The organism is Pseudomonas oryzicola (assembly GCF_014269185.2).
Lineage (GTDB): Bacteria > Pseudomonadota > Gammaproteobacteria > Pseudomonadales > Pseudomonadaceae > Aquipseudomonas > Aquipseudomonas oryzicola.
Genome location: NZ_JABWRZ020000001.1, coordinates 2,972,774 through 2,986,369 on the forward strand (window position 1 = coordinate 2,972,774; position 13,596 = coordinate 2,986,369).

Consider the following 13,596-nt stretch of genomic DNA (forward strand, 5'->3'; position numbering starts at 1 on the left):
ATGGGCGGCATCGGCAGCACTCTGCTGGGTACTGACTTGGCGAGTGATGTCGCTGGCGAACTTGACCACCTTGTACAAGCGGCCCTTGCTGTCGAAGATCGGGTTGTAGGAAGCCTCCAGATAGACCGTCCGGCCGTGCTTGTCGAGGCGCTCGAAGCGGTGCGAATGGTATTCGCCACGGTTGAGCGATGCCCAGAACTCGCGGTAGCCTGCCGACTCGCGCTCATGCGCCAGGCAGAACAACCCGTGATGGCGGCCGATCACCTCTTCCAGGCGATAGCCCATGGTGTCGAGAAAGTTCTGGTTGGCCGTGATCACCCGGCCTTGCGGGGTGAACTCGATTACCGCCATCGACCGGCTGATGGCCTTGAGCAGGCTTTCGCTCTCGTGTTCCTCGACCACCCGCTGGCTGATATCGGACGCTATCTTGATCACACTGCTGACCTGCTGCGGCTCATCCAGCACCGGCATGTAGCTGGCCTCCAGCCAGACTTCGCGGCCAGCCTTGGCGACGCGCTCGAAGGTTCCGCTGATGGCTTTGCTCTGCCCGAGCTCACGCCACAATTGCTGGTATTCCGCGCTTTTCGCATAGTCCGGGTGGCAGAACAGCCGGTGATGCTTGCCGCGCAATTCGTCGGCGCTGTAACCCATGGCCTGGCAGAAACGTTCGTTGGCGTCGAGGATGGTGCCGTCGGGGGCGAACTCGATCATGGCCATTGAGTGGCTGATCGCCGCCAGCTTGGCCTGCAGGCCGGCCAAAGCCTGTTGGCTGCGCCGGATCTCGACCAGATCGGATTTGCGATGAAAATCGAACATGGCGACGGCCTCCTGTATGCGCGGTGTCCTGAGCATAGATCGCCGTCAGGGCCATGCAAGCACAGTGCCATCACCTTTGCGCGCTACAGAGTCGTTCGACGTTCAGGTACTTTCCCGCACCATCAATTCGAAGCCAAGGTCCTGCTGGGCGTTCGGTACCCGCTTGCCATCGAGCAACGCCAGCAGCGCTTGTGCCGCACCGCGTCCTACGGCGGCCCTGGGCGTGCGAATCGACGTCAGCCGCGGCACCATGTGCGCCGAAGCCGGCAGGTCGTTGAAACCGACCATCGCCACCTGCCGTGGCACCTCGACCCCTTGGCGCAACGCCTGCAGAACCGCGCCCTGGGCCAGGTCGTCGTTGCAGAAGAAGATGCCGTCGACATCCGGCGCCTGTTGCAGCAGCTGGCTGAACAGCGCGCTACCGAGGGCGATGGAAGACGGTTCCGGCGCCAGCACCTCCAGCTCGGCCGCCTGCAAGCCGGCCTCGGCCAGCGCCTGGCGGAAGCCTTCGGCGCGCTGCATCACCCGTGGGTCGAGCTGCGCAGCAATAAACGCCAGGCGCTTGCGCCCGCGTTCGATCAAATGGCGCGCCGCAGCGCGGCCGGCCTGCTGCTGGGAAAAACCGACCGACAATGCCCCGGCATCGCCGTTCAGTTCCATCATGTGCACACAGGGCACACCACTGGCCGCCAGCATTTGCCGCGACGCCTCGCTGCGCTCGAAACCGGTCAACAGCATGCCGCAGGGCTGGTAGGCCAGGTAATTGCGGATCAGGTTCTCTTCCTCGGCCAGATCGTAGTGATAGTTGCCGATCAATACCTCCAACCCACGCGGACGCATGACATCGTGGATGGCTTCCAGCGTGTCGATGAACAGCTGGTTGGACAACGAAGGTATCAATACCACCACCGACTGGCTGCGGGCCGAGGCCAGGGCACGGGCCGCCGGGTTCGCCACATAGCCCAGGCTCGCCGCTGCGGCAAGGACCTTTTCCACCAGCTCCGGGGCAACCGTGCTGACGCCACGCAAGGCGCGCGATGCGGTAATCGGGGAAACCCCGGAATGCCTGGCAACTTCTGCCAGGGTAGGACGACCTGTAGTGCGAGAGCCGATGCGGGACATGAATGTTGTAATTTTACTACTTGCAAGGAAAGGGAACGGCCACTAAGGTAGCGCTGTCTCAGGACGCAGGCAACGTAATCTTTGGTCGCAGCCATCATCGGCTCGCCGCCGAGCGTCCATACTGCGTAAGACAAGATCAATAACACCGGGGAGGTGACTGTTCGTCGGCGACGAGACAGCGCTATCTCACCCGCAGGAGGTACTGATGAATTCTCCCCTGTCTGCCATCGTGGTGATGGGCGTGGCCGGTTGCGGCAAGAGCTGCATCGGCGCAGCCATCGCCGCCCGAAGCGGTGGCCGCCTGATCGAAGGCGACGCTTTCCACCCTGCCGAAAATATCCGCAAGATGAGCGCTGGCATCCCCCTGGACGACAGCGACCGTGCTGGCTGGCTGGTGCGCCTCGGCGAGGAACTGCAGGCAACCACCCAGGCGGGTGAGCGTCCGATCCTGACCTGCTCGGCACTCAAGCGCCGCTACCGCGAAACCCTGCGCCAGGCCATGCCCGGGCTGGTATTCGTGTTCCTCGAACTGTCCCCCGCCGAGGCGGAAAAACGCGTGCTGGCCCGCCCTGGGCATTTCATGCCGGCAAGCCTCATCGACAGCCAGTTCGCCGCCCTGGAATCGCCACGTGGCGAACCCCTGACCCTGGCTCTTGACGCCACCCAGCCCGTGGAAGCGCTTGCCGAAGCGGTGGACAGCTGGCTAAAGCAGCACGGTGAGCGGAGCCTGGCACAAACCGCCTGACCCGGCGGCTTCACCGGCTTGGCAAAGACAGCGCTACCCGACCCGTATATGCGGGCAAAGTTTCAAAAAATCTACGCCAAAACAACGATAATACCGAGGCCTTCAAACCATGTTCGGACTGGCTACTGATACCTTCCTGCTGCTCGACGCGCTGGTTACCATCGTCGGGCTGATCCTGCTGATCACCCACTTCAAAGTCCACCCCTTCGTCGCCCTGACCCTCGCGGCCGGCTTCCTTGGCCTGACCTCCGGCATGCCGGTGGCCAAGGTGATGAAATCGTTCCAGGACGGTTTTGGTGGCGTTCTGGGCTTCGTCGGCATCGTGCTTGCCCTCGGCACCATGCTTGGCAAGCTGATGGCCGACTCCGGTGGCGCCGACCAGATCGCGCAAACGCTGATTCGCGCCTTCGGCAAGAAGAACGTGCACTGGGCAATGATGTTCGCCGCCTTTCTGGTGGGTATCCCGCTGTTCTTCGAGATCGGTTTCGTACTGCTGATCCCGCTGGTGTTCATCGTTGCCCGGCGCTCCGGGGTGTCGCTGATCAAGATCGGCATCCCGCTGCTGGCCGGCCTGTCGGTGGTGCACGGCCTGGTCCCACCGCACCCGGGCCCGCTGCTGGCCATTGGCATCTTCCACGCCGACATCGGCAAGACCATCTTCTACGGCCTGATAGTGGCACTGCCTACCGCCGTCATCGCCGGCCCACTGTTCGGTAACTTCATCTCCCGCTACATCCCGGGCAGCCCCTCGCAAGAGCTGATGGACCAGATCGCCAAGGAGTCCGACCAGGGCAACCTGCCGAGCTTCACCATCACCCTGGTCACCGTGCTGCTGCCGGTGGTGCTGATGCTGCTGAAAACCTTCGCCGACGTGGTACTGCCCGCCGAGCACATCGTGCGCCAGTGGATGGACCTGATCGGCCATCCCATCACCGCCCTGCTCGCTGCCCTGCTGCTGGCCTTCTACACCTTCGGCGCGGCCCGTGGCTTCAACCGTCAGCAGATCATGAAAATGCTTGACCAGAGCCTGGCACCGACCGCCGCGATCGTGCTGATCGTGGGTGCCGGCGGCGGCTTCAAGCAGATGCTGGTCGATACCGGCGTGGGTAACGTGATCGGGCAGATGGCCGTGCAGGCTGAGATTTCACCGATCCTGCTGGCCTGGCTGGTAGCCGCGGTAATCCGCATCGCCACCGGCTCTGCCACCGTCGCCACCATCACTGGCGCCGGTATCGTCGCGCCAGTGATCGACCTGGTGCCGGGTGTGAACCGTGAACTGCTGGTGCTGGCCACCGGTGCCGGCTCGCTGATCCTGTCCCATGTCAACGATGCCGGTTTCTGGCTGGTGAAGCAGTATTTCAACATGACCGTGGCGGAAACCTTCAAGACCTGGAGCATGATGGAGACCATCCTGTCGATCGTCGGCATCATCTTCATCCTGTTGCTGTCACTGGTGGTGTGACCGTTGATCGGGGTGATGGCACCCTGAAGTTTCGGGTAGGGCCAAAACGGAGTACCAGCCCTACCCGAAGCAAAGGAGACTGCCATGCACCGCCCAAGCATCCTGTTGATCGCCCTGCTCGCTACGCCGCTGGCCCTGGCGGCCGGTACCGGCCCCACCTACCCCGACGACCCGCACAGCCCGGCGCCCAAGCCGGGCGTGGACAGCACCCTCAATCCGATCGAGAAGCCCGTGCCACGGGACACCGATCCGCGCATCAAGGGCAACGACCCCGACAGCCCGCCAGCGAAGCAGAACGATAACCGCGACTTGCCGGGAATGGATGGCAGTGGCTCGGAAGGCAGCGGGCGCCAGGGCCCAGGCGACAGTCAGCGTTGAAGCGCGGACTTGCCCACTGTTCCAGCTTGTAGTGGGTGCCTTGACCCTGCTAATTGACCAAGTCGCACGTCGCCCTGTTTGCACACAGCGGGGCGCTCTGGCACGCGCCCTGACCGCCTGGCCATGCCCGCCGTCGATGATTGATCCGCAGATATCATTCAGCGTGATAATAACCTTCGTCCCGTTCGATTCGTGCCTCGCGCGCAAGACACTCACACTCCGCCCACTACTTATACATTGGCGGAGTTCTCCATGGAACAATCACTCAAACCCATGCGCTTTCCCCTCGCTGCCTTGGCGGTGGTGGTGATCAGCGCTTGCGGCCGAACCCCCGACGCTGTGCAGGCTCCCACCGCGCCGAAGGTCAGTGTGGCCAAGGTGATCGAGCAACCGATCAACGAATGGGACGAGTTCACCGGCCGCCTCGAGGCCCCGGAAACCGTCGAAGTGCGCCCACGGGTGTCCGGCCAGATCGACCTGGTGGCATTCACCGAAGGCGCCCAGGTCAAGAAAGGCGACCTGCTGTTCCAGATCGACCCGCGCCCGTTCCAGGCCGAGGTCCGCCGCCTCGAAGCACAACTGCAGCAGGCCAAGGCCACTGCCATCCGCAGCGCCAACGAAGCCCGCCGCGGCGAACGCCTGCGTGACAGCAACGCCATCTCTGCAGAGCTGGCCGAGTCGCGCAGCAGCGCCGCCGCCGAAGCCCGCGCCGGGGTCGACGCGATCCAGGCGCAGCTTGACCTCGCGCGCCTCAACCTCAGCTTCACCCGTGTCACCGCGCCCATCAGCGGCCGTGTCAGCCGTGCCCAGTTCACTGCCGGCAACATCGTGACTGCCGATGTCACGCCGCTGACCAGTGTGGTGTCTACCGACAAGGTGTACGCCTACTTCGATGCCGACGAGCGCGTGTACCTCAAGTACACCCAGCTGGCCCGCGAAGGCCAGCGTGGCCAGAGCACGCCGGTGTACCTGGGCCTGACCAATGAAACCGGCAACCCGCACCTGGGCCAGATGAACTTCGTCGACAACCAGGTCAACCCGCGCACCGGCACCATCCGTGGTCGCGCGGTGTTCGACAACAGCGACGGCCAGTTCACCCCGGGCCTGTACGCCCGCCTGAAGCTGGTGGGCAGCGCCCAGTACCAAGCCGTACTGATCAATGACGAAGCCGTGGGCACCGACCTGGGCAAGAAGTTCGTACTGGTGATGGACAAGGACAACAAGGCCGCCTACCGCGCCGTGGAGCTGGGGCCGAAGCTGGAAGGCCTGCGCATCGTGCGCAGCGGCCTGGGCAAGGACGATCGCATCGTGGTCAAGGGCCTGCAGCGTGTACGCCCAGGTTCGCCGGTAACACCGGAAGAGACCGCGATGGCCAGCGAACAGACCCTCGCTGCCCTCGCCCAGCAGCGCCAGGCGCTGGAGGCCAGCAACCCGGCGCCGAAGGTGGCGGGCAACAACGTGAAAGTCGCCAGCGCCCCGGCGCCACGCGGTTAAGGGACCCCTCCGATGAACTTCTCGAAATTCTTCATTACCCGGCCGATTTTCGCCGCAGTGCTGTCGCTGGTGCTGCTGATCGCGGGTGCGATCTCGCTGTTCCAGCTGCCGATCAGCGAATACCCCGAAGTCGTGCCGCCAACCGTGGTGGTGCGCGCCAACTTCCCCGGCGCCAACCCCAAGGTTATCGGCGAAACCGTGGCTGCGCCGCTGGAGCAGGCCATCACCGGTGTGGAGAACATGCTGTACATGTCTTCCCAGTCCACCGCTGACGGCAAACTGACGCTGACCATCACCTTCGCCCTGGGCACCGACCTGGACAACGCCCAGGTGCAGGTACAGAACCGCGTCACCCGCACCCAGCCCAAGCTGCCCGAGGAAGTGACCCGCATCGGTATCACCGTCGACAAGGCCTCGCCCGACCTGACCATGGTCGTGCACCTGACCTCGCCGGACAACCGCTACGACATGCTCTACCTGTCCAACTACGCCATCCTCAACATCAAGGACGAGCTGGCGCGCCTGGGCGGCGTGGGCGACGTGCAACTGTTCGGCATGGGTGACTACTCGCTGCGCGTCTGGCTCGACCCGAACAAGACCGCTTCGCGCAACCTCACTGCCAGCGACGTGGTGGCCGCGATTCGCGAGCAGAACCGCCAGGTGGCCGCCGGCCAGCTGGGCGCCCCGCCCGCCCCGGGTTCGACCAGCTTCCAGCTGTCGATCAACACCCAGGGCCGTCTGGTCAGCGAGGAAGAATTCGAGAACATCATCATCCGTGCCGGCGCCGACGGCGAGATCACCCGCCTGAAGGACATCGCCCGGGTCGAACTCGGCTCCAGCCAGTACGCCCTGCGCTCGCTGCTGAACAACCAGCCGGCGGTCGCCATCCCGATCTTCCAGCGCCCAGGCTCCAATGCCATCGAGATCTCCGACGAAGTGCGGGCGAAAATGGCCGAGCTGAAAAAGGACTTCCCCGAAGGCATGGACTACAGCATCGTCTATGACCCGACCGTGTTCGTCCGTGGCTCCATCGAAGCGGTGGTGCACACCTTGTTCGAAGCCCTGGTGCTGGTGGTGCTGGTGGTGATCCTGTTCCTGCAGACCTGGCGCGCCTCGATCATCCCGCTGCTGGCTGTGCCAGTCTCGCTGATCGGTACCTTCGCGGTCATGCACCTGTTCGGCTTCTCGCTCAACGCGCTGTCACTGTTCGGCCTGGTCCTTGCCATCGGTATCGTGGTGGACGACGCCATCGTGGTGGTGGAAAACGTCGAGCGCAACATCGGCCTCGGCCTGAAACCGCTGGATGCCACGCAAAAGGCCATGAGCGAGGTGACCGGCCCGATCATCGCCACCGCCCTGGTACTGTGCGCCGTGTTCGTGCCTGCCGCGTTCATTTCCGGCCTGACCGGGCAGTTCTACAAGCAGTTCGCCCTGACTATCGCGATCTCCACGGTGATCTCGGCCTTCAACTCGCTGACCCTGTCGCCAGCCCTGGCGGCCGTGCTGCTCAAGGACCACCATGCGCCCAAGGACCGTTTCTCGCGGTTCCTCGAAAAGCTGCTGGGCAGTTGGCTGTTTGCGCCGTTCAACCGCTTCTTCGACCGCGCTTCCAACCGTTACGTCGGCGGTGTGCGCCGGGTCATCCGCTCCAGCGGTATCGCCCTGTTCGTGTATGCTGGCCTGATGGGCCTGACCTACCTGGGCTTCTCGTCCACCCCGACCGGTTTCGTGCCGGCGCAGGACAAGCAGTACCTGGTGGCGTTCGCCCAACTGCCTGACGCGGCCAGCCTGGACCGCACCGAGGCGGTCATCAAGCGCATGAGCGAAATTGCCTTGAAGCAGCCTGGCGTGGCCGACTCGGTAGCCTTCCCTGGCCTGTCGATCAACGGTTTCACCAATAGCCCGAACAGCGGCATCGTGTTCACCCCGCTCAAGCCGTTCGACGAGCGCAAGGACCCCAGCCAGTCGGCTGGCGCGATCGCCGCCGCGCTGAATGCTCAGTTCGCCGATATCCAGGACGCCTACATCGCGATCTTCCCGCCACCACCGGTACAAGGCCTGGGCACCATCGGCGGCTTCCGCCTGCAGATCGAGGACCGCGGCAACCTGGGCTACGAAGCGCTGTACAAGGAAACCCAGAACGTCATTGCCAAGAGCCGCAACGTGCCGGAGCTGGCGGGCCTGTTCACCAGCTACCAGGTCAACGTGCCACAGGTGGATGCGGCCATCGACCGGGAGAAGGCCAAGACCCACGGGGTGGCGATCACCGACATCTTCGATACCCTGCAGGTCTACCTGGGCTCGCTGTATACCAACGACTTCAACCGCTTTGGTCGCACTTACCAGGTCAATGTCCAGGCTGAGCAGCAGTTCCGCCTCGATGCCGAACAGATCGGCCAGTTGAAGGTGCGCAACAACCTCGGCGAGATGATCCCGCTGGCGACCTTCCTCAAGGTCAGCGACACCTCCGGGCCGGACCGGGTGATGCACTACAACGGCTTCATCACCGCAGAAATCAACGGCGCTGCGGCGCCAGGCTACAGCTCTGGCCAGGCGGAAGCGGCGATGGAGAAGCTGCTGAAAGCGGAATTGCCCAACGGCATGACCTTCGAATGGACGGACCTGACCTACCAGCAGATCCTGGCAGGCAACACCGCGCTGTTCGTCTTCCCGCTGTGCGTACTGCTGGCGTTCCTGGTGCTGGCCGCCCAGTACGAAAGCTGGAGCCTGCCGCTGGCGGTGATCCTGATCGTGCCAATGACCCTGCTGTCGGCCATCACCGGGGTCATCATTTCCGGCGGTGACAACAACATCTTCACCCAGATCGGCCTGATCGTACTGGTGGGCCTGGCGTGCAAGAACGCAATCCTGATCGTCGAGTTCGCCAAGGACAAGCAGGCCGAGGGCCTCGATCCGCTGGCCGCGGTGCTGGAAGCCTGTCGCTTGCGTCTGCGGCCGATCCTGATGACCTCGATCGCCTTCATCATGGGCGTGGTACCGCTGGTGTTCTCTTCCGGTGCCGGCTCGGAAATGCGCCATGCCATGGGTGTCGCGGTGTTCTCGGGGATGATCGGTGTAACCGTGTTTGGCCTGTTCCTGACCCCGGTGTTCTTCTTCCTGATCCGCCGTTTCGTCGAACGCCGCCAGGCCCGCAAGGCCGAACGCGTTAACTCGCTGGAGAGCCATGCATGAACCTGCTCAAACCCCTGACCCCGAGCCTGTTGGCGCTGGCCCTGGCGGCCTGCGCGGTCGGCCCGGACTACCAGGCACCGGCCACCGAGCCTGCGCAGCTGGCCAGCGATATCCAGGCCAAGGCCTACGATCGTAGCCGCTTCGAAAGCCTGTGGTGGAAGCAGTTCGACGACCCGGTGCTTAACCAGCTGGTGCAGGCCTCGCTGGACGGCAACCGTGACCTGCGCGTGGCCTTCGCCCGGCTGAAGTCGGCCCGCTCGATTCGTGAAGACGCCGAGAACGATCAATTCCCGGTGGTCACCAGCCGCGTCAGCAGCGATATCGGCAAGGGCCAGATTCCCGGCCAGACCACGCAGCGGGTGAACAGCGAGCGCTACGACCTGGGCCTGGACATGGCGTGGGAACTTGACCTGTTCGGCCGCATCCAGCGCCAGATCGAGGCCAGTGAGGCCCAGGAGGCGGTGGCTGCAGCCGACCTGCAGCAGTTGCAGGTCAGCCTTATCGCCGAGCTGGTCGATGCCTACGGCCAGCTGCGCGGTGCTCAGTTGCGCGAGAAAATTGCCCTGGCCAACCTCAAGACTCAACAGGAATCGCGGGCCATCACTGAAACCCTGCGTGACGCCGGAGTCGGCAATGACCTTGACGTGGTGCGTGCCGATGCGCGCCTGGCCGGGGTCGAGGCCACGGTGCCGCAACTGCAGGCGGAACAGGCCCGCGCCCGGCACCGTATCGCCACCCTGCTTGGCCAGCGCCCCGAGGCGCTCAGCGTCGACCTGTCGCCCAAGGCCCTGCCAGCGATCGCCAAGGCGTTACCGGTAGGTGACCCGGGAGAACTGCTGCGCCGGCGCCCGGACATCCGCAGCGCTGAGCGCCAGTTGGCGGCAGCCACGGCCAATGTCGGAGTGGCCACGGCCGACCTGTTCCCCCGCGTCAGCCTCAGCGGCTTCCTTGGCTTCACTGCCGCCCGTGGCTCGCAGATCGGTTCCTCGGCGGCCAACGCCTGGGCACTGGGCCCGAGCATTACCTGGGCGGCCTTCGACCTGGGCAGCGTGCGGGCTCGCCTGCGTGGCGCCAAGGCCGATGCCGAAGGGGCGCTAGCCAACTATGAACAGCACGTGTTGCTGGCCCTGGAAGAATCGGCCAACGCCTTCAGCGATTACGACAAGACCCAGCAGCGGCTGCTGTCGCTGATGCGCCAGAGCGATGCCAGCCGCAAGGCAGCGGAGCTGGCATCGATTCGTTACCGCGAAGGTACGGTGGATTACCTGGTGCTGCTCGATGCCGAGCGTGAGCGGCTCAGTGCGGAAGATGCGCAAGCCCAGGGTGAAGTCGAGCTGTACCGCGGCATCGTCTCGATCTACAAGGCCCTCGGCGGCGGCTGGCAACCGGAGACCGTCGCCAGCGCGCCCTGATTCGACCTGTTTCAACGACTCCTTTGGTTGGTACCTCCCCCAACCGTTTGCCCCGCAGGCGAAGCCTGCGGGGCTTTTTTATGGCCTGGGAGGCAGAGCGGACGGCGCTCGATTCCCGCCCCACCGCAAAACCCAAGCCAGGCACCTGGCAGTCCTCTCCCGGTTGCATTTACCCCTCACCTGCCCCAAGCTCTGCGCTTCCCGCCGCCACGGATCGTCCGATGCCCAGACGCAACCGCTACCTGATCGCCCTGCTGCTGTTGATCCTGGTATCGGCCCTGTTCGGCTACCTGTGGCACGGCGACCAGCCTCCCCCGCCCACCTTGCCTGCGCACAGCTACGCCAAGGCCTTGCGCCAGGCCCACGAAGGCCAGCCCGGCGCTGCGCGGGTGCTGTACCAGCAACTGCAACGCAACGATCTGCCTGCGGTTCGGCGTGCCGCCTTGTATGCCGAATTGCCCAACTACCCTTCGCCGCAAGCATTGAAACTTGCCCGCCAGGACCTCGAGCACGGTGACCCGCTGGTACGGCGGGCGGCCATCGCCAGCATCCGCCGCCTGCTGCCAGCGGCGCAGCGTAGCCTGGTGCTCGGCCCGCTGCTGGACGATGACGAGCAAAGCGTGCGCTTTGCCGCCGTGGATGCCCTGCTAGGCCTCGACCCGGACGCCATCGGCCTGTATTTCGGCCCGCTGCAGGCAGCCCTCGAACAATATCAACAGGCCCTGGAGGACCAACCCGAGGATACCGACGCCCAAGTACACCTGGCGCGCCTGTACCTGCACGAAAACGACTACTCGCACGCCGCCACCGCCCTGCAGCGCGCCCTGGCGGTAGCCCCTGGCAACCTCGATGCATTGGCTACCCAGGTTCGCCTGCTGGAACGCCAGGGTCATCACGATGCCTCGCGGCAGGTCCTGGCCAAGGCCTTGGCCCTGAGCCCCGACTCGGCATTCTTGCAGTACGAGCTAGGCCTTTGGCTCAACCGCCATGAACAGCGCGAATACGCCCTGCTGGCCTTGTCCCGTGCGGTCGAGCTGGACCCGGACAACACCGATTACCGCTACACCCTGGCGGTCACTCTGCATGAGCTGGAACAGTACGATGCGGCGCAGAAACAGCTGGAAACCGTGATCAATCGGCAACCGGCCAATCGCCGGGCACGGGTGTTGCTGATCCAGTACTGGAAAGAAACCGGCCAGTTGCAGAACGTGCAAGTGCTGCTGGCGGAGCTGGAGCAGCAGAACCCGGACGACCCCGTGTTGCAACAGGGCCAGTAGGCGGTGTTGCAACTGGGTTGAACCCTGGGGCAGTAGCCAAGGTCCAGTGGATATCGGACCACCCTTACGGGAGAATCGTCGTGGCCAGTTCGTTGGCGCTGGACGAACGTGCCTTGATCCTGGCGCCCTTGCCGTTGGCCGCCGATATCGCTCGGCTGCTCGCCGGCGCCGGCATCGATAGCCTGTGTGCGCTCGACCTGGCCCAGCTACAGGCTGGCCTGGCTGAAGGCGCAGGCCTGGCATTCATTGCCGAGCAAACATTCGCCCCTGGCCCTGACCCGCTGCTGCAGGCGTTCCTCGATCAGCAACCCAGCTGGTCGGACCTGCCCATCGTGCTGCTCACCCAAGGCGATCACAGCATCACGGCTTCATGTCACCTTCCGCAGGGCAATCTGATGTGGCTGGCTGTACCGTTCGAAGGCGCCCAACTGCTGCGGATGGCCGAAAGCGCGCTGCGCAACCGGCGCCGACAGTACCAGGTACGCGACCAGTTGCTTGACCTGCAGCTACGCCTGCAAGCCCAGGGCGTAAAACCCGGCGAGGCTCGGGAGCGCAGCGAGTTCGCCCGCTATCAGGCACGGAAAATGGAAGCCATCGGCCAACTCGCCGCAGGGGTTGCACATGATTTCAACAACCTGCTCACCAGCATCGGCGGCAGTTTCGAGCTGATCGACAGGCGCCTGCAGCAGGGCCGCTACGACGGCCTGGACACCATGCTGCGCATGGGCCGCGAGGCAGTGTCACGCGCCGCCCGGCTGACCCACCGTCTGCTGGCCTTTTCTTCCCGGCAATCGCTGCATAGTCAGCGCATCGACCTGCACGACTTGCTGCAGACCAAGCACCTGACGGCCCGCCTGGGCCCGACCGTGACCCTGCAACTGGACATCGCCCAAGGTCTATGGCCTGTCGAAGCCGATGGCGCGCAATTACAGGAAGCCCTCGACAACCTGCTGCTCAACGCCTGCGAAGCCATGCCCAGTGGTGGCCATCTGCGCATCGAGGCGAGTAACCAGCCAATCGATGCCGGGCATGGCACGGACGGCGCCTTGTGTGCCGGTGACTATGTGCGCCTGCGTATCATCGATGACGGCCAAGGCATGGCGCAAAGCACGCTGGAGCACGCTTTCGAGCCGTTCTTCAGTACCAAGGCGATCGGCCAGGGCGTCGGCCTGGGCCTGTCGATGGTGTACGGTTTCAGCAAGCAGTCCCGCGGCCATGTCACCCTGCATAGCCAGATCGGCCAAGGGACCCGGGTGGAGCTGTACCTGCCACGCTACCGGGGCCCGGCCCAGGCAGTGAATGAGCCGATGTTGCCGGTGCAGGACGGCCGGGGCCGTCACGTGCTGCTGGTCGAAGATGACCCGGATGTACGCCAATTGCTGTGCCAGGCCCTGCGTGAAGACGGCTTCGCCTGCCACAGTGCCGCCAATGCCAATGATGGGCTGAAGGCGTTGCGCTCGAGCCAACCCGTTGACCTGCTGCTCACTGATGTAGGCTTGCCCGGCATGAACGGCCGACAACTGGCCGAGATTGCCCGTAACTTGCGCCCGCGCTTGCCGATACTATTCATTACCGGCTACGCGGAAACGGCCATGGCCCGCGACGGCTTCCTGGAAGCAGGCATGTACCTCATGGGCAAACCGTTCGAACTGCAGCAATTGCAGGCGCTGGTGAAGCAGATTCTGGGGCAGCCCTGAG

9 protein-coding genes and 1 pseudogene are annotated in these 13,596 nt (G+C 64.3%); 8 read left to right on the plus strand and 2 right to left on the minus strand.

Translation table 11 applies throughout. The features are described from left to right. Nucleotides 1–33: 33 nt before the first annotated feature. Together HU760_RS24720 and gnuR are read right to left on the minus strand one after the other, a co-directional pair. Nucleotides 34–852: pseudogene (locus HU760_RS24720) on the minus strand (PAS domain-containing protein); the annotation flags it as partial. 66 nt (nt 853–918) lie between these two features. Continuing rightward, nucleotides 919–1,938 carry a transcriptional regulator GnuR gene (gene gnuR / locus HU760_RS13790; protein WP_186676847.1) on the minus strand — a complete coding sequence of 340 codons (1,020 nt, stop codon included), beginning with the start codon at nt 1,936–1,938 and terminating at the stop codon, nt 919–921. Nucleotides 1,939–2,143: 205 nt separating this feature from the next. Here gnuR and HU760_RS13795 point away from each other — a divergent pair, with 205 nt between their 5' ends. From HU760_RS13795 to HU760_RS13830, 8 genes are all read left to right on the plus strand, one after another. Beyond that, nucleotides 2,144–2,683, plus strand: coding sequence for a gluconokinase (locus HU760_RS13795; RefSeq protein ID WP_186676846.1), 540 nt, complete (start codon nt 2,144–2,146; stop codon nt 2,681–2,683). 109 nt (nt 2,684–2,792) lie between these two features. Further along, nucleotides 2,793–4,145 carry a GntP family permease gene (locus HU760_RS13800; RefSeq protein WP_186676845.1) on the plus strand — a complete coding sequence of 451 codons (1,353 nt, stop codon included), beginning with the start codon at nt 2,793–2,795 and terminating at the stop codon, nt 4,143–4,145. An 84-nt stretch (nt 4,146–4,229) separates the two neighbouring features. Further along, entirely contained in the window at nt 4,230–4,523 is a 294-nt protein-coding gene (locus HU760_RS13805; RefSeq protein WP_186676844.1) for a hypothetical protein, read from the plus strand. A gap of 252 nt (nt 4,524–4,775) precedes the next feature. Next, the gene (mexE, locus tag HU760_RS13810) at nt 4,776–6,017 is read left to right on the plus strand and encodes a multidrug efflux RND transporter periplasmic adaptor subunit MexE (protein WP_186676843.1); all 1,242 of its coding nucleotides are present in this window, start codon (nt 4,776–4,778) and stop codon (nt 6,015–6,017) included. A gap of 12 nt (nt 6,018–6,029) precedes the next feature. After that, nucleotides 6,030–9,209, plus strand: coding sequence for an efflux RND transporter permease subunit (locus tag HU760_RS13815; protein WP_186676842.1), 3,180 nt, complete (start codon nt 6,030–6,032; stop codon nt 9,207–9,209). Then, a complete protein-coding gene (locus tag HU760_RS13820; protein WP_186676840.1) occupies nt 9,206–10,621 on the plus strand; it encodes an efflux transporter outer membrane subunit in 1,416 nt (471 codons plus the stop codon). Before HU760_RS13815 ends, HU760_RS13820 begins: the two co-directional genes overlap by 4 nt. A 221-nt stretch (nt 10,622–10,842) precedes the next feature. Then, the gene (locus tag HU760_RS13825) at nt 10,843–11,898 is read left to right on the plus strand and encodes a HEAT repeat domain-containing protein (protein WP_186676838.1); all 1,056 of its coding nucleotides are present in this window, start codon (nt 10,843–10,845) and stop codon (nt 11,896–11,898) included. A gap of 80 nt (nt 11,899–11,978) precedes the next feature. Then, nucleotides 11,979–13,595 carry an ATP-binding protein gene (locus tag HU760_RS13830; RefSeq protein ID WP_186676835.1) on the plus strand — a complete coding sequence of 539 codons (1,617 nt, stop codon included), beginning with the start codon at nt 11,979–11,981 and terminating at the stop codon, nt 13,593–13,595. Nucleotide 13,596 lies beyond the last annotated feature (1 nt).